Raw genomic sequence first — 21425 nt, forward strand, 5'->3', positions numbered from 1 at the left:
GAAGCTTCTGCTTCCCTTTTTTTATACTAAAAAATTGATGGTAGTTGGCATACAGCTTCTAAAATATTATTTTTACGATCGGAATAATTTCAAATTGTTACAAATACAAACATATGGCTGGAAATTCATTTGGAACCTTATATAAATTAACTTCTTTTGGTGAATCGCACGGTAAAGCTGTTGGTGGTGTCATCGAGGGAGTGTTACCCGGAACTGTTATTGACGAAGAGTATGTTCAAAGCGAATTGGATCGTCGTCGTCCGGGGCAATCGGCTATTACTACGCCTCGAGACGAGAAAGACCGTGTGGAGTTTCTATCGGGTATTTTTGAAGGTAAAGCAACCGGAACACCAATTGGTTTTGTGATTTGGAATAAAGATCAACGGTCGAAAGATTATGGTAACATAAAGGAGGTTTATCGTCCTTCTCATGCCGATTATACCTATCAAAGCAAATATGGTATTCGCGATTATCGAGGTGGAGGTCGTTCTTCTGCACGCGAAACTATTGCTCGTGTGGTGGCAGGTTCTATTGCTAAACTTATGCTTAAGCAATGGGGTATTACCATTAATGCGTATACCTCTAAAGTTGGAAATTTAAAGTTAGAGAAGTCCTATAAAGAATTGGACTTAAATCAAACTGAAGAAAATATTGTTCGTTGCCCCGATCAGGAAATGGCGGCCAAAATGATTGAGTATATCGATCAGGTTCGTCGTGATAAAGATTCTGTTGGAGGTGTAATTAGTTGTGTCGTTGGTCAGGTTCCTGTTGGATTGGGAGAACCTGTTTTTAGTAAACTTCATGCTATGTTAGGTAGTGCCATGTTAAGCATCAATGCAGTTAAAGGATTTGAGTATGGATTGGGCTTTGATGCTACTCATTTGATGGGATCTCAACATAATGATGAGTTTTATATGGATGGCGATAGGGTTCGTACGCGTACCAACCGTTCCGGAGGAATTCAGGGAGGTATCTCTAACGGCGAAGATATCTATTTTAATGTTGCTTTTAAGCCCATCGCAACTGTTTTAAAGGAACAAACTACAGTAAACAGAAGTGGTGAGGAAATTAAGTCGACTACCAAAGGTCGTCACGATCCATGTGTGTTACCACGGGCAGTGCCTATTGTTGAAGCTATGACGGCAATGGTTTTAATCGATGCTATTTTAATGAATAAGATGTATCAATAGTAAAGGGAAAATTTAAAAGGTTAAAGGCAAAAGTTTTGTAGGAATATTGTTTGTACAATTCAACGAATATTTGTTTTTGCCTCTTAACTAGATCATCTTATTAATTGTAAATAATAGTCCCGGTAGGGACGACTGTGAAAGCATAGTACGTAAGTGCTATGTTTTTTGAATTTATGTTTATTTTAGGCCCGGAGGGCTGTCTGTGTTGTAATAAAAGAAGAACAACTAAATGAAGAATCTCGCACTGCACTGGAAAATAATTATCGGATTATTATTAGGAATTGTCTGGGCTGTTTTATCCGGCTTTTTTGGCTGGAGCGAGTTTACTATTAATTGGATAGCACCCTGGGGACGTATCTTCATTAGTTTACTAAAATTAATTGCTATTCCTTTGGTGTTGTTTTCTATCATTGGAGGTATTGTTGGCTTGGGTGATCCTAAACATTTGGGTAAGCTAGGACTTCGTACGTTATTACTTTATTTGGTAACCACCATTTTAGCGGTTTCAATTGGATTGATATTAGTGAATGCTGTTAAACCGGGTGTTTGGATGGATAAAAGTGTGCGAACCGAAAATCGTATTGCCTATGAATTATGGGCTCAGCAAGAAGGGCATCCTGCACATGATAATACTTGTTTACTATGCGACGATTCCAATCAATCATTAATTGATGAGGTTGCTAAGCGTCGAGGTTACGATCAGGATGAAAATGTAGCCAAGCGATTAAAACAAGTCAGTGAGCAAAAGGAAAGCGGACCATTGCAATTTCTGGAAGATATGGTTCCCGAAAATGTGTTTTGGGCAATGAGTGATAATGCACATATGCTAAAGATTATTTTCTTTGCCATTTTCTTTGGAATTTCTCTTCTTTTTGTTCCTGATAAACAATCAAAACCTGTTATTAATGTTATCAATGGATTAACCGAAGTTTTTTTAAAAATGGTTGATCTGATAATGAAAGCAGCTCCTTTCTTTGTATTTGCCTTACTGGCTGGTTTGGTTTCCGAAATGGCTGGTGATGACCCGGCAAAAGTATTTGAGATGTTTAAAGGCTTAACATGGTACTCTTTAACTGTATTGGCGGGTTTATTATTAATGGCTTTTGTTATTTATCCAACCATCATGAAATTCTTCGTTAAAAGGTTATCGTATAAGAGCTTTTTAAAAGGAATTAGTCCTGCTCAAATGTTGGCATTCTCAACCAGTTCAAGCGCTGCTACTTTGCCTGTTACCTTAGAATGTGTGGAGGAAAACTTAAAAGTTGATCCCAAAGTATCTAGTTTTGTTTTGCCCATAGGAGCAACCGTTAATATGGACGGAACGAGTATGTATCAGGCAATTGCTGTAGTTTTTCTGGCTCAATGGCATATGATTGATCTCGATCTTGGAGAACAATTAACAATTGTTCTTACAGCGACCTTGGCAAGTATTGGTTCTGCAGCCATCCCAAGTGCAGGATTGGTTATGTTGATGATCGTATTAAGCTCTGTAGGATTGAATCCTGCTTGGATTGGTATTATTCTTCCCGTTGATAGAATTCTGGATATGGTTCGTACAGTTGTGAATGTAACAGGTGATGCAACGGTTTCAACAGTTATTGGAGAGTTAAATGGAAGTTCAAAAGAAACAACAGAAGATAAAAAAGCAGAGTAACACTTAATTATTCAACAGTAGGTTGTAGTTTAATATGTAATTAAACGAAAGTGATATTGATTGTTCTTTCTTTATTTTTTACTTTCTTTATGTTGTAATTGGATGTTTTGACATTTGTTTATAGAGCTAACTATTTTTTTAATAGTGTATAGAGGAAAACTCTCCTTCATTTCTACTTTTAAACTTTAAATCTATGTATGTATTGCAAATGGTAAGGAAAATATTTGTGTCTTTCTTGTTTTGTTTCTTGATTATAAACGTTTCAGGTGCTAATAAAAAGGCTTATCAGTTAAAATATTCATTTTATAATAATGATAAAAAGATCGATAATGCAGAAAGAATATTAACCTATTTAGATGGTGTTACTTATCTTTCAAATGACTCTGATAAAGTTCGCAACTACATAGATTTTAATAATGATGCAATAGTCTCAATTTTGAATTACAACAATGAACTTTTCAAAGTAACTACTTCATTTGATTCTTTGCCTCAGCCTCAATTTAAAGAAACAAATGATGTAATTCTTGACTTCGACTGTAAATACGCTACTTTTTCTTCTTTTTCGAATACGATAGAAGTTTGGTACACAACCAAAGCTCAGGCAAAGGGATCTCCTTATAAATCTTTTTTGCCCGAAAAGGATGCCTTGGTACTAAAAGTTAGAATCAATAATAGTTACATGTATCAAATCGAATCCATCGATAAAGTAAAGCTATCCAAAATTCCAGATTATCCTGTAGCTGCAGCTATGGAAGTTAAACAATCGAGGATGGAAGAACTGATGATTCGATCGCGTTATATTACGATACCCGTTTTTGAAGATGAAATTATAAATTTTGAACCATCCAAACCAACCGCAAAAAGTCCCGAATTGGTAAAAGATAGTGTTTATCATTTCTCAAATGGAAGTGTTATTTTAAAACGAATTACATTACCAGAAGTATGGCATAAAGGTGCTAAAGTATTTGCTCAACTATCTTGTGCTTCAAACGGTGATGCTTACGATCGGGTAGGATCTGTATTTATGATAAAAGATAATTCAAAGGCACAATCAATGCTGGATGCATTTACCAAAGGGCTGGATGTTGTTCCATCTTTTACTGATAATGATGGGCAACAATACCAGGGAATGATTAGTGAGGCAAGTTATGAAACGCCTGTAGAGCTAATGCGATTTGCATCTTCGTTTGGTGTAGGGCATTTTAATATGCGACGCGAGATTAATAACTATCCATGGTTTGATAAGGCTATATACAAAGAAGAGATCAGTCAAGTTGTGCCTAAAAATCAAGATGAAATTACCTTAGGAGTTTTTGTTGGAAATTACGATAAAGGTGGGCATAAGATAAATCTGCAATTAGATTTTTATCCGGATGAAGATGAATCAAAGTCAGAGAAACAAATTGTCAAACCACTATTTTATACCGTAAATGTCATGGAAATGTCAGGTCAGAATTACGGACGTTTTTTTAATAATGATACTCTAACGGTTCACTTCGAATTGGATAATGATGTGGACCATACGCAGCTTATCTACACTTCAACTGGCCATGGTGGCTGGGGAGGAGGTGATGAGTTCAATCCCAAACTAAATCAAATTCTATTGGATGGAGAACTTGTTTATTCGGTTACTCCATGGCGTACCGATTGTGCTACGTATCGTTTATATAATCCATCATCAGGCAATTTCTCTAACGGAATGTCATCAAGTGATTTGAGTCGTTCAAATTGGTGTCCGGCAAGTGTCACACTACCTTATATTATTCCTTTAGAGAACCTGACAAAAGGAAAGCACGAGGTGAAAGTGATTATTGATCAAGGAGATCAGGAAGGTAATAGTTTTAGTCATTGGTGTGTTTCCGGAGTTTTAATAGGGGATGAGAGGTGATTAAAATAAATTAGGTTTTCTTCCTTGTGTAACTAACTTATTTTTAAGAGAAACCTTATATTCTTTTATATTGCTGATATTCTTTCTTATAGTTTTAGAATCATAAGCTGTTAGTCTGCCTTTTTGCTGCGTTTATCTCTGTAATTGTTTTGTTTATCAACCACAGAAAATAAATATACAAAAAAGGTGTTACGATTAGCATGTGTTGGGTATTAACATATATAATCCAAGCATGCATGGTTTATGAAAAAATGGATAATAAATAGATTATCTCCAATAAATCATAATTTAAGTGAGGGAATCGAATATTGGAAAGAATACATCTTCCTCAGAGTGTTGTTTCTGTTTCTTATTCTCGGTAGTCTCGCATATATATTTGGAGTAACCTGGTGTATTCAGGCTAATTATTATTTGGTTGCATCTGTTGTATCTATTGCCTATAGTTCAATAGTTTTTGTAATCGTATTTAATACAATTCCGCTTCAAATAAAGTACTATGTTGTAACCTATATGGCACTTTTTCTGGGTGTTTCATTATTAATATCATTGGGTACAGATGGGGCCGGTTTTATCTATTTAATAGGTTATTCTATTTTGGCAGCTTTACTTTTCGGATTAAGAGGTGCTGTTCTTAGTGTAATAGTTAATTTACTTGTTATTGTTTTGATTGGTATTGGGTTGTGGTATGGTATTTTCAATAATTACCGAATTAGCCTAATTGAACCCGGGCATTGGTATGTGTTAAGTTTTAATATTCTACCAATGTCAGCTGTAGCATCAATTCCGTTGGCATTGGTGGTAAAGGGATTAAAACAGATTATAGATAGTTTAAAAGCTTTGCAAAGATCATTAGAAATTAACATTGAGCAGTTGCATAAAGCAAAAGAGAAAGCTGAGGAATCTGACCAGTTAAAATCAATGTTCCTGGCCAATATTAGTCATGAAGTACGCACTCCTTTAAATGCTGTAATGGGATATACCGAATTGTTGATGCACAACATGGTAGAAGATGAAGATGAAAAAGAAAGGTATTATCAAATAGTGTTTCAAAATGGCCAGTATTTATTGGAAATGATGGATAACCTGGTGGATGCTTCTCTTATAGAAAGTCATCAACTTACTACTCATTCTAATTTCTTTCAGTTAAGTGATTTGATTTCAGAGTTAAAACATCTTTATGAATCAAAAAAGAATAGTGAAACTGTTTCATTACGTTTTGTTGAGAATCTCTTTTCATGTGCTGAATTTGCATTAAATAGTGATCGTAAGCGGATAAAGCAAATTTTAATTAACCTCATAAATAACGCTTATAAGTTTACTTTTATTGGTTCAATTGAAGTGGGATATGAAGATGCCAATGATACATTATTGTTTTATGTGAAGGATACAGGTATTGGTATTTCTGAGGAAAATAGAAAGAATATTTTTCGACGCTTTGTTAAGGTAGATCAGTTGAAAGGAGGTTCTGGCCTGGGATTATCAATTAGTAAAAGCCTGGTAGAGTCACTCGGAGGTAAAATATGGTTTGATTCTCAAGAAGGAAAAGGAACAACCTTCTACTTTAGTTTGCCTAAAACAGAAGAGGAGAATTTGGGAAATTTCAATTCTTTGATAAAATAGATTTTATAACGCCATTGCTGAACTTAAAACTTGATTGTTATCTAATTGTTTAGCAATATTTAAATCAATAGAAAAATACACTGTTGTTCCCACATTAACAGCTGTTTTAATCCAAATTTTACCATTTAAAAGTTCAACCAAGGCTTTGGATATAGTTAAACCTAATCCAGCACCGGAATATTCTCTTTTTAAACGTTCATCGCCCTGGCGAAAACGTTCAAATACAAAAGGTAGGATAGATGGATGAATTCCAATGCCGCTATCTTTTACAAAAAACTGTATCTTGGATCCGTTCTCATTAATTGTATAACCAATTGTAACAGCTCCTTTATCAGTGAATTTAATTGCGTTATTTACGAGGTTATTAAAGATTTGAAGAAGTATGTTGTCATCACTTATTATTAAAGAATTCTGTAGTAGTGAATTGTTTTTTACCTTAATATCCAGATCTTTCTGAATAGCTTTATTGGAGTGAGATATTCTCACATTCTCAAGAAATGAGTCTAAATTAATTGAATTTTCTTTTACTAAAACGGTTCTTGCATCCAGCTTCGATAGATCCAGTATATTGTCTAATATTCGTAGGAGCAAAGTTCCGTTTTGCTGAATAATATCGAGATATTGATTCTTTTCATCTTCATTAATTTCCTTATCACGTAATAACTCAGAAAAACCAAGAAGTACATTCATTGGTGTTCGTATTTCGTGACTCATATTAGCTAAAAAGGCTGATTTCACCTGTTCTGATTTTTCTGCTTTAATCTGTTCAGCTTTATAGTTTTTATTGGCGTAGTAAATTAATGGTATTTCACTTATTAAAAATATAATAGAGATATGGTAGATGTCGAGTAAGCGATGAAATTCACTTTTATAACCCAGAATAACATTGGGAAAATAATATTCAAAAATAAACAGAGCTGTGATGTTAATAGCAAAAATTATACTCGTTTTTAAAAAGCTTTTGGCAGGTATAATAAATAATCCCAAAGCAAATACGGCCTGAAAAATTAACAAGGTCGGTCCATTTGATCCTCCGTTTAAAAGCCAGAGTCCATTTAAGGTGAATAACATAAAAATGGTGAATGACTTTCTAACTATCAGGTATTTGTTTTTAAAGCGTGCCACCCAATATAACCAGGAAAAGAATAGGGTAATGGCAAAAGTAAATATAGTTAGACTCGTTTGTAAACCAATAATGAGATTAAAGAGTGTAGCAATAAACCCCAGTATTACACCTAAAGCAATAGTTTTAAGTGCAAAACGGTTTCGAAAATGCATTTCTGCAGGTATAACTGCCTGGTAAATTGATTGTAACTTACTATTCCACATTCAATACAAATAATTGGGTGTTTTGATATTAATGCTTCGTTATTAAAATTAAGTAAATTAATATTGTATGTTAATATTGATTGACGAAGATGGAATAGATTGTTATGAATGTATGTTTTAACTAGTTGAATGAATAGAGAATATTTGTATATGTAACTATACGGTTATGATAATGTCTTTATTTTTAACTGAATTATGGTTAAGAATTCTTAATTAATTTTGGGTTGTATCTCATTTTAAGTATTCAAGAGATGGATGAAGGTCATAGAGTGATTAGTCATACCTTTTTTTCATATTTTTATTTTTCATGTCTTTAATCAGTTTAGCTAAGTTTTTACCTTTTTTCTTCTTCTCTTGCACTGTCTGTTGATAATGAATGGCTTCGTTTCTTAGCTTTAGATAACTGTTATATTCTTCAATAAGTAAACTACCATCTTCCAAGGCACTTAATATAGCACAACCCGGTTCGTTAGTATGAGTGCAATTTTTATATTTGCATTTTTCCGAAAGGTATTTAATATCGCTAAAAGAAGTAGTAACAGAATCGGAATCGGAGAGAGCAAGTCCAAATTCTCTTACGCCTGGTGAATCAATTAATAAGCTTCCATTTGAAAGAACAAACATTTCGCGATGCGTAGTAGTATGTCGCCCTTTACCAACACTTGTGCTAATGGTTTGAGTTTGTTGTATTTCTTTCTTCACCAACTGATTTAATAAAGTACTCTTTCCTGCACCGGATGATCCAATCATTATATAGGTTTGTTGAGGAATAAGTTGCTTTTGAATTGTATCGATAGCGGTGTTGTTTAATGCACTAATTGCAATGATTGTAATATCCGGAAGTCTGTTTTGAACTTTCTCAACTTTACTTTGCCAATCTGGATCAAGGTCGATTTTATTCATTACAATTATGCATTTAATTTTGGCATCTAATAGAGCAACGGTTATTCTTTCCAGTCGATTAATATTAAAATCTCTATCTAAACCTTGCACAATTAATGCAGTATCAATATTAGTGGCCAGTATTTGAACATCGCTTGTTCGTCCTGCTGTTTTTCTTAAAAGAGTTGTTTTTCTGGGCAGCACTTTTGTTATAATACAACTTTCGGCGTAATTAATTATTTCTACCCAATCTCCTGTTTGAGGTAATTCAGATGGAGATAAGGAGTAGAGCATTTGCCCCGTTAGTTCTCCGGTTTTAAATCCACTTTCAGTAATTATTTTATAATTGGTTTTGTTTACAGTGGTGACGCGACCTATATTTTCAGTAGAAACACTTACAAATATTTCTGAAAAAGTATTGTAACCGTATGTTTTTAAATCACTCATGATAGATATTAAAGGGTGGATATAAATATACCAAGAAATGGGGATTGTTTATCTATATTGAGTAGCCTATTTTCGTAACCTTATTACATGATAAAAAATACTATTGGTTATTATTACAAAGCCTTATGAGTTCGCCATTAACTTATAAGGCTTTTTATTTATCAATGAAAATATTTTTCTATACTGATTGATATTAGACTAAATAGTCTAGAGGTTCTGATTTTCATATAATTTTACAAGTGTTTATAAATAGCCTAATGTTCGATGTTAAATTATTTTCAATCAATTGTTTATTAAACATAAAGAGTGGGGTGAAGTTGTAAAACTGTTACTTTTGTTTCTCAGAATTGGGAAACTATGAAAAGAATAATTTTAGGACTACTGTGTCTGGTAGGGGTGAATTCCTATGGCCAGATACCAGAGGGATATTATTCCTCAACAATTGGATTAGAAGGTATTGAACTGAAAGATGCCTTATATAACCTGATTAAAGGACACAAAGAGTATTATTACACCTCCAGCTCTACTGATACCTGGGATATTTTAAAAGAAGCTGATGCTGATGAAAGTAATCATGAAAATGTGATTTTGATTTATTCAGGAGAGAGTGTAAATGGGGAACAGGAATACAACAGTGGAAATGGTTGGACCCGAGAGCATGTATGGGCTAAGTCGCGGGGCGATTTTGGAACCGATAAAGGAGCCGGAACTGATTGTCATAACCTGAAAGCTTGCTCTGCTTCGGTAAATAGTACCAGAAGTAATCGTGCCTTTGGAGAAGGAGGTAGTGAAGTGTGGTATAACAATTATTTTACAGGATGTTACAAAGGGACGGATTATACTTTTGAGCCACGAGATGAAGTAAAAGGCGACGTTGCACGGATTATCTTTTATATGGCAACGCGCTATAACGGTGATGATGGAGAACCTGATTTGGATTTGACTGAAATGGTGCTGCCTTCAACTGATAAGCAACCAATACATGGTATTCAATCGGTTCTACTTAAGTGGCATAAGGAAGATCCGGTTGATGATTTTGAAGTTAACCGGAATAATGTTGTTTATACTTTTCAAGAAAATAGAAATCCATTTGTTGATCATCCGGAATTTGTTGATTTGATTTGGGGGAATGCAACTGCTGTTAACACCATTTCGAATGACGAATTAGATTGCCTTTACACTGGTGGTGTTATGCATATAACATCATCAACCGTATTTTATAAAGTAGATGTTTATAATATTACCGGACAAAAGGTATTATCAAATAAAGCTAATGGAAGTAAAGCGATGGATTTGCCGTTAAACAAACATGGTTTGTTTCTTATTGTAGTTGATGGTAAAAGAACCATTAAAGTAAGTTTGTAATTTTTTTAACGAGTAAGCATATAAAAAAATGGCCGGAGATGATTCACCGGCCATTTTTTATATTTTAACATTAGTAAGATTATTCATCTTTAGGTAATTCACGCATTTTTAACTTGTTTCCTGCATCTTTCACCACATTTCGGTAATATTCTTCTGAATATCCCGGGAACTTTGCATGAGCCGGATTTCCATGTTCGTTACGCTTAAATTCTCCGTTTTCTTCTTCGTGGAGATTACCATCATTATATTTTACCATCAAAAATTCACCAAGCTGACGCCATCTTTCAGTTACTATTTCAGCCTGATTACAGCAAAAATCAGTTAAGAACTGACGAGCTAATTCCGGGTTTTGATCATATAATGCTTTTGCTGATTGATCAATGGCCACCGTGTAAGTAGTTAAGTTATCTTCCAATTCTTTTTGCACTTTTTTGATGTCTTCAATCATATAGCTATAACGACCATATGCCTGGTTGCTTACAAAAGTAAATACCCAAAAGGAAGAATCCCAGGTGAAGTTAAGTAAATCACCGTTTCCTTGAGCTAAACAATACGGAACATCAACTATACCAGCATACATAGGCATATATACAGTTGAAGCGGCATCATCCACACCAAACCATAAAATCCCACCGATGTGAGAGGGTAACCAATTGCGCATTTGAGCTACAAATGAAAAGCCGGTTTGCTGCGTGGCAATTGCACGTTCGTTGAAGTAAGTAGCATCATCTACTTCCCATGTTAACGGACGAAAACGATAAGGGATATTGTAAGGACCTGCACCGGCATCTTTTGTCATATCCAGTGGTGTATCTTCATAATGGTCGCGCATAATATTCATCACATCACGATGTGAAATTTTGCGATTAGGTTTGATGAATAAAGGCATGCGATTAGTTGAATTACCTTGCGCATACTCCACATATTCTCCCATTTCAGCCGGATTCATAATATTAAATGCACTCCAAACACGCGCTTCGCAAAATCGTACAGCACCAAAATCAAGAGGAGCATAGGCATCAGCAAAACTAAAATCCTTTTTCTTACCATCGAAATACCCTTTTTCTTTGGCAAAATCAATAACATCTTTGGAGTTAAAAACATTTGCAGTTGGATCATCAAATCTGTTTTCTTTTTGATAATCAAAAGTGGTAATTCTTGATTGATTTGCATGCGCCGAAACATAACCGTCAGGAATTTGAATGGCTACCCAATTGGCACCTTTATAACCTTGGCCTTTACCAATTAACTCCATAATCCAAACTTCATCTTTATCGGCAATAGAGAATGACTCACCTGAGCTGTAATATCCATATTCTTCAACCAGACTTGTCATTATTTGAATCGCTTCTCGTGCACTTTTAGAGCGTTGAAGAGCAATGTAAATTAAACTACCATAATCAATAAGTCCGTCAGGATTGTGTAATTCAGAACGGCCTCCAAATGTTGTTTCGGCTATGGTAACCTGGTGTTCGTTCATATTGCCAATTACTGTATAAGTCTGTTTTGCCTGTGCTATTTCTCCCAGATATTTTCCTGTATCCCATTCATATACTTTTAACAATGAGCCAGTTTCGTAAGTTGCTGCAGGCCAATAGTACAACTCTCCATATAAATCATGCGAATCGGCTGCATATGATACCATTGTAGATCCGTCAACCGATGCATTTTTTGTAATCAGCACATTGGTGCAGGCATTTCCCGGTAACGAAATTATTAATGCTATTGCCAATGCACTTGCAAGGGCCGTTAGTTTTTTCATATTCAATTTTTTTTTTGATTGGTTCAATAGATGGCAAATATAAGAATTCTAAAATATCAGCCTATTGTGCTATTCATTGTTAAGAAACTGTACTGCCTGTTTTGTCAGCCATAAATGAGTTTTAGCCGGTTTTATTAATATTAACTAATTCTTATCATTTTAAACTTGCCACTTTCAAACTTATTTATTATTGTTGTAATACTTGATTAAGAAAGGGAAAGTACTCGTTTGAATACCAAATTTTCATAGATGGTTTTGATGCGGTATTTTTTATCTGGTTAGGTAATCCAAATCGAGAAGAGGTATATGGGGATAACGGGTGAGTTAAAGAATGCGTTGGACCAGTCTGCAAGAATTATTGTTCTTACTGATTATTATGGGACCATTTTGTATGTAAATAGAGCGTTTGAAAAGCGATATGGTTATACAAAGGAAGAAGCGCTTGGGAAAAACCCTAGGATATTTAACACAGGTTATCACGATAAACAATTCTATAAAGATTTATGGAATACAATACGAAATGGTGAGAGTTGGGAAGGTGTCTTTCGAAACAGAACCAAGCAAGGTGATTACATTTGGGAGAAGGCCAATATTAGTCCTGTTAAAAATGACGATGGAAAAATTACTTACTTCTTGGCTGTAAAAGAAGATGTAACAAATGAGAGGGCCATAGCCGATCAGCTTGAGAAAGATCATTATTTCCTTGAAGAGTTATTTTCAAACTCACCCATTGGAATTGCCATTGTAGAACCTATCTACTCATCAGCTAATACACTTGATGATTTTCTTATTATTAAAGCCAACCCTTCAGCCGGAAGAATAACTGATAAATTGGGCTTGGTTGGGTTAACTATCAAAGATTTTTTACCTGAAGAAGTGGTTACCCTCGATCGGTTAAAAATAATGACCGATCGTAAGTTTTCGTTCGAGACACATTTAAATGATATAGGTAAATATCTTCGATTCAGATCTTTTCCCTTTGGGAAAGATTACGTCTGTATTTTCTTCTATGATGTGAGTCACTATTTGTCTTCTATTAAGGCATTGGAAACCAGTGAAGAAAGGTATTTTAGAGTGGTTGAGGATTCGCCTGCATTAATTAGTAGGTTTGATGAAGAAGGTACTCTGCGGTATGTTAATAATCAATACTGCAAATTTTTTGATGCTGAACAAAGTGAATTGGTTGGAACCAGTTTTTTGAACCATATACCAGAAGAGGAAAGGGATAAAGTATGGAGTAGTATTAAAAAGCTTACACCGGAATATCCTTTTAGTGAAATAGATTTACGAGTTGTGTTAAAAGATGGTTCAATCAGATGGATGCATCGATTAGATAGGGCCTTGTTGGATTCGAATAATAAAATATTTGAGTTTCAATCGGTGTCGATGGATATAACCACTGTTAAGCAAACCGAAGATCATCTGAAGCGACTAAATAATACAAAAGACAAGCTTTTCTCGATTATAGCGCATGATGTAAAAAATCCTTTTAATATCATCCTGGGTTTCTCTAATTTGCTGAAGAATAATATGGATCATTACAGCAAAGATCAGATAAAGGAGTATGTTGAAAGAATACTATCTGCCAGCGAAAATGTTTATAAGTTGCTGGATGATTTGTTGGTATGGGCCAAGTCGCAGTTAGGTCATATGGTAGTAGCAAAGCAGCATTTGACTTTATCATCATTAATACACGAAGCGTTTGATAGTTTTGCTATTCAGGCAAATGAAAAAGGTGTGGAACTGGTAAATAATATTGGTAATGATGTTATTATTGATGCTGACATGGAGATGATGCGTTTTGTGATTCGAAATCTGATTCATAATGGTATTAAATTTACGAATGCCGCAGGGCAAGTAAATTGTTCTTGTTTCTCTAATGGCAAATATGAGATTGTTTCAATAAGAGATACAGGGGTTGGAATTAATGCTAAAAAGTTAGATACGCTTTTTGATATTGGTGAATTTATGGCCACATCAGGAACTGCTCAGGAAAAAGGAACCGGAATTGGTCTTAATTTATCGCGTGAATTAATTGAGAAAAATGGCGGTAAAATAGAGGTTGAGAGTGAGGTAGGAGTGGGAACGGTATTTAAAGTATACCTCCCCAAGTCATAAAAAAAACTGCGATTCAGATTAATCTAAACCGCAGCTTATTCTATATAGGTAATATCTATTTAAAATTTCTCATCGTATTTAGTCCACAAATCATCGCCAATCTGCCAGGCTTTACTAACTACTTTATTTCCCCAATCAATTGTATATCTGGTTAGATAAGCCTTGGTTTGTTTTGAGTTCATGCTCATGGCTTTTCGCTCTGTTTCGGTTTGTTTTGAAAAGATTTCTTTCTGCAACGGCAATAATACTTTATCCACATCATGTCTGGCATCATTCCATCGTAAAGCAGCCAAAGTACTCATTCTATTAAATGCCCACCATGCTGAGTTGCGATTGAATCCGTTTCGACCAGGTGTTTTGTATGATTCCGGTAAATCAGTTACACTACAGTAAATAGGAATGTATACCGATGTAGCAATATTATCTTGTGCAAACCAAACTATTCCTCCGATTTCATCTGGCAACCAATCACGACTTTGTGTAATTGTTCCGTACATGGTATACCATCTGGCTATAGTTCTTTCGCCTAGTTTGCCCCAGCCACCGCTGATATCATGTAAATCATATTTATCGTATGGCATAAATGGATTGGCATAAGGGTGTGGGATAGTATCACCATCTTCTGTTACCTTTTTTAGATGACCAACCATGTCGTAGGGTGTGCCTTCGTAATAATCCTTAAACATCTCAACCATTTTCTCTAAGGAAATTTTGCTATCTGGCTTTACTGAAAAAGGAAAATCTCTGGCTTCAGGGTCAAGTTTTAAAGAAGGAGCAGCTAAACTTAACACTCTCCATTCGCGTCTGGTAGCGGCCATTGATTCTCTACCTTCGGGTGCGTATGCGTCAGCAAACCTGAATGGCTCATCGGGATTATACCAGGCACTATCACGAGCCATATCAAATATATTATCCGAATACATAAAATAATCGGTATTGGTAGTGTCAATCTCCTGAATACGTGCTGCATTGGCATTTACACTAATATGGTTATCAGGCACCCGCTGAGCAACCCAAATTGATCCCACATTATTTGTACCGGGACCAACGATTTCCAGATGCCATACTTCTTTTTTATCAGCAATAGTAAGACATTCCCCATAATCGCTATAGCCATATTTTTTAGTTAGTTCACCTGACATTTTTATGGCCTCGCGGGCGGTTGAGCATCTTTCCAGCATTAATTTTATAAGACGCTGACAGTCTATCAAGCCTTTATCAGATACTAAACTTTCCCTTCCCCCAAAGGTGGATTCTCCAATAGCTAATTGTTTGGTGTTCATACAGGGGTAGGCAGAGTTAATATAGCCATAGGTTTCTCTAACCTGAGGTATCTTTCCAACTTCTGTATGTTTATAAGCCGGCATTTTTCGTGAGTCATCATTCTCACGCTTATACATTGTTACTTTATCTCTTCTTCCGTGTCTCTCTTCCGGTACAATATTAACCCACGACCGTGTTCTGTGGCTGTCATCGGTATGTGAAGTCATTACAGAGCCATCGTAAGTAGCATTTTTACCCACAGTAATGGTTGTGCAACCTTCCGGTACGCCTGCTTCCCAATCGCCTTTGATTTGTGATGAACAGGTTAACTGGTGAATAATAAACAATGATAGTAAGGCTATTTTAGCTTGCATATACATTTGTTTTATGAGTTTAAGATTTCAATCAAGAAAACAAAAATAAAAAATGTTCATGGTACAACATCTTTTTACGGCTTTTAAAATATAATATACCATCAAAACGTTTGGTTTTTATAAATTTGAATGATTGCAAACAGATATAAAATAATTATTTATAATATGAGTCGATTACTGAAAATTACATTTGGAATTATACTTGGGTTATTCCTGTTGCTTTTAATACTACCTATGGTATTTAAAGGTAAAATAGAGGGATTTGTTAAAACAGAAATTAATAAACAGGTAAATGCCAAGGTTGATTATGAATCTTTATCGCTTTCTTTTTTGAAGGGGTTTCCAAATATGTATATTGGATTAAATGGATTGAAGGTGACAGGTATTCAACCTTTTGATAAAGATACTTTGTTGTCGTTTAAGGAACTGTCGGTGAAGGTGGATGTTTGGAGTGCTATTTCGGGTGAAGTGGAAGTGAAGTCAATTTTATTGGATCAGATGAAGGTGAATGCAATTGTTTTAGCTGATTCAACTGCTAATTGGAATATTCTGAAAGAAAGTGATGGCGAAGTAGTGGAAGAAAAAGATGAGAATAGTGATGGTGGGAGCTTTAAAGTTTTATTAAACTCTTTTCAGGTAAAAGATGCATCTGTTCGTTTTGTCGATAATACAATGGGACTTGTCAGTGAGGTTGAAGGATTTGATATGAATCTTTCTGGTGATATGTCTGATGTTGTTACCAATATTGATGTAGTGACAGAAATTGAAGGAGTTACGGTGAGCTATGATGGTATTAAATATTTAAATAGCACCAAACTGGGATTGGATGGTACTATAAGTGCTGATTTAGAAAAGATGGTTTTTGCTCTTATGGAGAATGAGCTTAGGATAAATAAGATGGCACTTCAATTGGATGGTTCAGTTGGTGTTTCGGAGAATATGTATAGTATCGATCTCTCTTTAGGTACAAAAAATACCGACTTTAAATCCCTATTAGCACTTGTTCCCGAGGTATATTTAAAGGATTTTGAAAATCTTAAAACTGATGGTGAATTAATTCTTAATGGAACGGTTAAAGGCGATTATATTGATGAGGATCATTTACCCTCTTTTAATTTAAACTTAGCTGTAAATAAAGGAATGATACAATATCCCGATCTTCCAAAGTCTATTGATAATATTAATGTAGCACTTAATGTAACGAACCCTGGTGGTGAAGCAGATAATACGGTAACTGATCTGGAGAAATTTCACTTTGAGTTGGGTGGTAATCCTTTTGACGCTTCTTTGTTAATTACAACTCCGGTGAGTAACTTAACTTTTAAAGGTTTGGTTAATGGTAAAATTGATCTGGCATCATTGGAAGATGCTATTCCTATGGATAGTGTTAGTATGAGTGGATTAATTGAAGCACATATGACATTAGACGGGAATAATGCTTTGATTGAGGAAGGACGATATGATGAAATTCAGTCAAACGGTAATTTATCTATGTCGGGCTTTAGTTATAGCGATAATGAATTACCTTATCAGGTTGAAATTAAAGAAGCATTAATGGAATTTACCCCAGAATATATGGAGTTGAAATCTTTTGATTCCAAAATTGGGCAAAGTGATTTTTCGTTAAAAGGTAAGTTAGAGAATTACTTGTCCTATGCTATGAGCGATGGTGTATTAAAAGGAAAGTTAGGGCATTCTTCCGGTTATATTAATACTAATGAGTTTTTGTATGAACCAGCAGAAGATAGTTTGGTGGCAGTAGAAGATACAAGTGGGTTGCAAATAATTGAAGTGCCTAAGAATCTTGATTTAATTCTAACTTCAAATATTAAGTTACTAAAGTATGATAAACTTGATGTTAGAAATGCTAAAGGTAAAATTGTGATTAAAGAAGGAGCAGTGGTATTGGATGACTTGGACATGAATACGCTGGGTGGAAGTTTGAATGTGAATGGTCAATACAATACAGCTGATTTGAATCGTCCCTTTGTTGATTTTGCTTTTGTGGGTAGTAATATTGATATCAACAAAGCTGCTAATTCATTTAGTGTGGTTGATTCGATGATGCCTATTGCAAAAAATGCAGCCGGCATGGTTTCACCTAAATTTGAATATTACAGTGTTTTAGCACAGGATTTTATGCCTGTTATATCAAGTATTGATGGAGGAGGTAATATAAAATCGGAAGGAGTTCAGGTTTCCGGTTCAAAAATACAGAATGGGATTGCAGCTCTGGTTCGTGATGATAGGTATAAAGTAATGAAGGCGGAAGACTTCAATATTAAATTTAAAATAGACAAAGGAAATATTATAGTTGAGCCTTTTACCACTAAAATTTATGGCAAGACCATTGAAGTGGAAGGTAAGCAAGGTGTTGATCAATCAATAGATTATAGAATAACCATGCCCGTGGCTCGAGCCGAAGTTGCTAATATGGCTGGATTAATGGGATTTAGTCTGCCTACTTCAGGCGAAGATCTCTTGGTTGATGTGATTGTTAAAGGAACGGTTAAAGATCCACAGCTTTCGTTAAACCTTGAAAAAGCTCAAAAGGAAGTTGGTAAGGAACTGGAGAAAGAAGCTGAAAAGGCAGTGAAAAAGCTATTAGAGGATCCGGATACTCAAAAGAAGGTTGAAGATATAACTAAGAAGTTAAAGAATATATTTAAGTAAAGAAAATAACCATATATCAAAAGGGCTGCAAATATGTGGCCCTTTTGTTTTTATTAAGGGTAAAATCCGTAATTTTATAATTATTGAAAACAAGGTGTTTTAACTAATTCGTTTTATAATCGATTCTATGAGAATAGTTATTGTAAGTCCTTCAAAAGAGGTGAATGAAGCTATTGCTAATCATACTTATTTAATGGCCGATGCTCTGCGCATGCAGGTTGGTAATGAAATTAAAGTAATTGAAATTCATAAATATAAATGCGATGATGGTAGAAATGAAGCTACCACATTTGAGCATTTCACTAGTTTAGCCCGTACTGTAAACGAATCGGCTGATGTTTGTTTATTGCAGTATCATTCCAATGCTTATTATGGGTATGATTCTCGTTATATTCTGGGCTTCGTTAATAAGTTGAATATTCCTTTATTAACTTTTTGTCATTCAGTTATTAATGATCCATCTCATAACGAGCGATCAGTGGTGCTATCCTTGGCATCAAGGTCTTTAAAAGTTTTTGTTAAGAGTCAGTTATCCATCGATTTTATGGAGCATTTTTACAAGGTAAATCCCGATCAATTAATTAGATTGGAATATGGAGTTCCGGCTATTTTTGATGATGAGAAATTATCAAAGTTTAATGATTTGAATATCAAAGGGAAGAAGGTTCTTCTTTCAACAGGATATTTAAAACCTGAAAATGGTTATGAAACAGTTATTAATGCTTTACCGGCCATTCTTAATCACTATCCAGATTTTGTATATGTAATTCAGGGTGTTACCAGTCATGTAGAAAAGGAAATACATGGAGAAGAGTATCGAAAATCGTTGCAGATGCAGGCTAAATCAAGGGGAGTTTTTGATAAAGTTATTTTCGATGATCGTTCCTTATCCGATGAAGAGCTCGTGCGGATGATTAAAGAAGCTGAAATATATGTAAATGCCGATATTAATGAGCAAAAACTTTCAAACGATGCTTTGTCATTAGCAGTTGGGGCTGGAAGTGTTATTTTATCAACTCCCACATGGTTTGCTAAATCATTTCTGGAAGATGATAGGGGGCAGTTCTTTGCTTTTAAATCATCATCAGAGTTAGCGCAATTGGTAGTTAATACCATGCGTAGTAAATCTGAGAGGTCGACTTATAAAGAAATGACAGCTTTATTTGGTTCACAATTTTCATGGGAGAATGTTGGTACTCGACTTTTAAAAATTATTGAGACTTCGGTTAGTGGAGAGACAACGGTTGATCCACCAAAGAAAAGAGTGATTTTACCTGAGTTATTACCAGAATGGACTCCTAATCATTTACTTAAGATGTATGATGGTACGGCATTGTTATCCAGTTGCTTTAATGATATTGTAGATTATAATAAAGGATATTCATTGCGAGAAAATGCTATGGGGGTTCAGGTGCTTGCTATGGCTACTGAAGGTGGTGTTGAAGACGAAATATTAAAAGGAAGTTTATCTTTTATTAAATATATGGAGAATGAGGACGGTAGCTGGAGTAAGGGAATGGAGTTTAATAGAGCAAAAAAAGAAGGTTTCTGTAAGTTTGGAGAAGCAAGAGCTGTATGGTCTTTAGGGAGTTTGTTCAAAAGGAGCAAGTCGGCAGAAATTAGAGATGTAGCTTATTCTCTTTTTAATAAATTGATAAATCAGAAAGATGAGCCTAAGGAAGTTCTTTCAAAAGCAGCCATGATTATTGGTATTTCCCATGTGTTAGAAGGTGGTTTTCCGGATGAAGAATTAATTGAAAAGGTGAAAAGGTATGCCAATTCTATTCTGAAGTTAATTCCTGATGAGATAGGTATAAAATGGCAGTGGTATGAAGAGAGGTTAAGTAATAAATATGGATTGGTGCCATTGGCATTAGCTTATGCTCACAATGTTACAGGTGATAACAGGTATTTATCAGCATCCCGAAGAACTTGCAGATTTATTGAGAGACTATTGTTTATTGATGGTGTTTTTAATCCTGCTATTCAAGGCTACAAAAAAGAGGATGTAAAGATTGTAAGAGGTAATAATGAGCAATCTTCAGATGAAGCTTTTATGATGGTGGCATGTTATGCAAAGCTTTATCGGATTACACGAGAACCACTTTATTTAAGTCAGTTATCAAAAACGCATTTGTGGTATTTGGGAGAAAATAACTTAAGAAAGTCGGTGTATGATCAAAAAGAAGGAGGTTGTTATCAGGCTTTAGGTCAAAGAGGAGTTAACCCGCATAAAGGAACTGATAGTACATGTTCGTATTGGTTATCGCACTTTACTTTTATGGACGCTTTCTTCAGGGAATTGGAAGATAAATAAGGTTAATCAAGAGTACAGACATAAAAAAAAACCGGCCAATAGCCGGTTTTTATTTTCACCATTGTTATATAATGGCTTAGCTTCTTTTCTCTTTGATACGAGCTTTCTTACCGGTAAGACCGCGTAAGTAAAATAATTTAGCTCTACGTACTTTACCCTGACGCAATAATTCAACTTTCTCAATGAATGGAGAGTTAAATGGAAAAATTCTTTCAACACCCACGTTGTTAGACATTTTTCTAACAGTAAATCTTCTGTTTTTACCTTCTCCTTTAATCTGAATTACAACGCCTTTGAAAATCTGGATACGTTCCTTGTTACCTTCCTTAATCTTGTAAGATACCGCGATGTTATCACCAGGGCCGAAGTTTGGCATTTCAACGCCAGTTTCAAAAGCTGCTTCAGCTACTTTAATCAAATCCATTTTTCCGTTTTTTATAGGATGAAACTTTCCCACGCAATATTACATGACTCCCTCGTTCAGTAAGAGATTACGTGAAATCGGCTGCAAAAATAGTGTATTATAATCAATTAATGAAACAA

At 35.0% G+C, this 21425-nt stretch carries 13 protein-coding genes; 8 read left to right on the forward strand and 5 right to left on the reverse strand.

Going from position 1 to position 21425, the window contains the following annotated elements; translation table 11 throughout:
• The first annotated feature begins 113 nt into the window (after window positions 1–113).
• The 4 genes from aroC (at window position 114) to KEM10_RS03705 (ending at window position 6352) form a co-directional block, all read left to right on the forward strand.
• Window positions 114–1190: a chorismate synthase gene (gene aroC, locus KEM10_RS03690; RefSeq protein ID WP_212213674.1), complete on the forward strand. Its 1077-nt coding sequence runs from the start codon at window positions 114–116 to the stop codon at window positions 1188–1190.
• A gap of 229 nt (window positions 1191–1419) precedes the next feature.
• Window positions 1420–2844 carry a dicarboxylate/amino acid:cation symporter gene (locus tag KEM10_RS03695; RefSeq protein WP_212213677.1) on the forward strand — a complete coding sequence of 475 codons (1425 nt, stop codon included), beginning with the start codon at window positions 1420–1422 and terminating at the stop codon, window positions 2842–2844.
• 193 nt (window positions 2845–3037) lie between these two features.
• Window positions 3038–4732 (forward strand): PNGase F N-terminal domain-containing protein, encoded by a 1695-nt coding sequence (locus tag KEM10_RS03700; RefSeq protein WP_212213680.1) that lies wholly within the window; start codon window positions 3038–3040, stop codon window positions 4730–4732.
• 243 nt (window positions 4733–4975) lie between these two features.
• The gene (locus tag KEM10_RS03705; protein ID WP_212213683.1) at window positions 4976–6352 is read left to right on the forward strand and encodes a sensor histidine kinase; all 1377 of its coding nucleotides are present in this window, start codon (window positions 4976–4978) and stop codon (window positions 6350–6352) included.
• 3 nt (window positions 6353–6355) lie between these two features.
• On the opposite strand, the gene KEM10_RS03710 is transcribed toward KEM10_RS03705, so the two are convergent.
• Both KEM10_RS03710 and rsgA read right to left on the reverse strand, forming a co-directional pair.
• Window positions 6356–7681, reverse strand: coding sequence for a sensor histidine kinase (locus KEM10_RS03710; protein WP_212213686.1), 1326 nt, complete (start codon window positions 7679–7681; stop codon window positions 6356–6358).
• Between the two features lie 273 nt (window positions 7682–7954).
• Window positions 7955–9010 carry a ribosome small subunit-dependent GTPase A gene (rsgA, locus tag KEM10_RS03715; protein ID WP_212213689.1) on the reverse strand — a complete coding sequence of 352 codons (1056 nt, stop codon included), beginning with the start codon at window positions 9008–9010 and terminating at the stop codon, window positions 7955–7957.
• A gap of 357 nt (window positions 9011–9367) precedes the next feature.
• On the opposite strand from rsgA, the gene KEM10_RS03720 reads away from it, so the two are divergent.
• The gene (locus tag KEM10_RS03720) at window positions 9368–10375 is read left to right on the forward strand and encodes an endonuclease I family protein (RefSeq protein WP_212213692.1); all 1008 of its coding nucleotides are present in this window, start codon (window positions 9368–9370) and stop codon (window positions 10373–10375) included.
• A 79-nt stretch (window positions 10376–10454) separates the two neighbouring features.
• Here KEM10_RS03720 and KEM10_RS03725 read toward each other — a convergent pair whose 3' ends face one another.
• Entirely contained in the window at window positions 10455–12137 is a 1683-nt protein-coding gene (locus KEM10_RS03725; protein WP_212213694.1) for a dipeptidase, read from the reverse strand.
• Between the two features lie 306 nt (window positions 12138–12443).
• On the opposite strand from KEM10_RS03725, the gene KEM10_RS03730 reads away from it, so the two are divergent.
• The gene (locus KEM10_RS03730) at window positions 12444–14255 is read left to right on the forward strand and encodes a PAS domain-containing sensor histidine kinase (protein ID WP_212213696.1); all 1812 of its coding nucleotides are present in this window, start codon (window positions 12444–12446) and stop codon (window positions 14253–14255) included.
• A gap of 59 nt (window positions 14256–14314) precedes the next feature.
• On the opposite strand, the gene KEM10_RS03735 is transcribed toward KEM10_RS03730, so the two are convergent.
• Window positions 14315–15892 carry a dipeptidase gene (locus KEM10_RS03735; RefSeq protein WP_244825539.1) on the reverse strand — a complete coding sequence of 526 codons (1578 nt, stop codon included), beginning with the start codon at window positions 15890–15892 and terminating at the stop codon, window positions 14315–14317.
• Window positions 15893–16057: 165 nt separating this feature from the next.
• Here KEM10_RS03735 and KEM10_RS03740 point away from each other — a divergent pair, with 165 nt between their 5' ends.
• Both KEM10_RS03740 and KEM10_RS03745 read left to right on the forward strand, forming a co-directional pair.
• Entirely contained in the window at window positions 16058–18565 is a 2508-nt protein-coding gene (locus tag KEM10_RS03740; protein WP_212213702.1) for an AsmA family protein, read from the forward strand.
• Between the two features lie 127 nt (window positions 18566–18692).
• Complete coding sequence (locus KEM10_RS03745; protein ID WP_212213704.1) at window positions 18693–20882, forward strand: glycosyltransferase; 2190 nt, start codon at window positions 18693–18695, stop codon at window positions 20880–20882.
• Between the two features lie 76 nt (window positions 20883–20958).
• Here KEM10_RS03745 and rplS read toward each other — a convergent pair whose 3' ends face one another.
• Window positions 20959–21306 carry a 50S ribosomal protein L19 gene (gene rplS, locus KEM10_RS03750; RefSeq protein ID WP_212213706.1) on the reverse strand — a complete coding sequence of 116 codons (348 nt, stop codon included), beginning with the start codon at window positions 21304–21306 and terminating at the stop codon, window positions 20959–20961.
• Between the last annotated feature and the right edge of the window lie 119 nt (window positions 21307–21425).

It is taken from the genome of Carboxylicivirga linearis (assembly GCF_018271995.1).
GTDB classification, from domain to species: Bacteria; Bacteroidota; Bacteroidia; order Bacteroidales; family Marinilabiliaceae; genus Carboxylicivirga; species Carboxylicivirga linearis.

Excerpts from the sequence above, each read along its gene's own strand:
- aroC (WP_212213674.1), top strand. The coding sequence starts at position 114 with ATGGCTGGAAATTCATTTGGAACCTTATATAAATTAACTTCTTTTGGT.
- KEM10_RS03695 (WP_212213677.1), top strand. The coding sequence starts at position 1,420 with ATGAAGAATCTCGCACTGCACTGGAAAATAATTATCGGATTATTATTA.
- KEM10_RS03700 (WP_212213680.1), top strand. The coding sequence starts at position 3,038 with ATGTATGTATTGCAAATGGTAAGGAAAATATTTGTGTCTTTCTTGTTT.
- KEM10_RS03705 (WP_212213683.1), top strand. The coding sequence starts at position 4,976 with ATGAAAAAATGGATAATAAATAGATTATCTCCAATAAATCATAATTTA.
- KEM10_RS03710 (WP_212213686.1), bottom strand. The coding sequence starts at position 7,681 with ATGTGGAATAGTAAGTTACAATCAATTTACCAGGCAGTTATACCTGCA.
- rsgA (WP_212213689.1), bottom strand. The coding sequence starts at position 9,010 with ATGAGTGATTTAAAAACATACGGTTACAATACTTTTTCAGAAATATTT.
- KEM10_RS03720 (WP_212213692.1), top strand. The coding sequence starts at position 9,368 with ATGAAAAGAATAATTTTAGGACTACTGTGTCTGGTAGGGGTGAATTCC.
- KEM10_RS03725 (WP_212213694.1), bottom strand. The coding sequence starts at position 12,137 with ATGAAAAAACTAACGGCCCTTGCAAGTGCATTGGCAATAGCATTAATA.
- KEM10_RS03730 (WP_212213696.1), top strand. The coding sequence starts at position 12,444 with ATGGGGATAACGGGTGAGTTAAAGAATGCGTTGGACCAGTCTGCAAGA.
- KEM10_RS03735 (WP_244825539.1), bottom strand. The coding sequence starts at position 15,892 with ATGCAAGCTAAAATAGCCTTACTATCATTGTTTATTATTCACCAGTTA.
- KEM10_RS03740 (WP_212213702.1), top strand. The coding sequence starts at position 16,058 with ATGAGTCGATTACTGAAAATTACATTTGGAATTATACTTGGGTTATTC.
- KEM10_RS03745 (WP_212213704.1), top strand. The coding sequence starts at position 18,693 with ATGAGAATAGTTATTGTAAGTCCTTCAAAAGAGGTGAATGAAGCTATT.
- rplS (WP_212213706.1), bottom strand. The coding sequence starts at position 21,306 with ATGGATTTGATTAAAGTAGCTGAAGCAGCTTTTGAAACTGGCGTTGAA.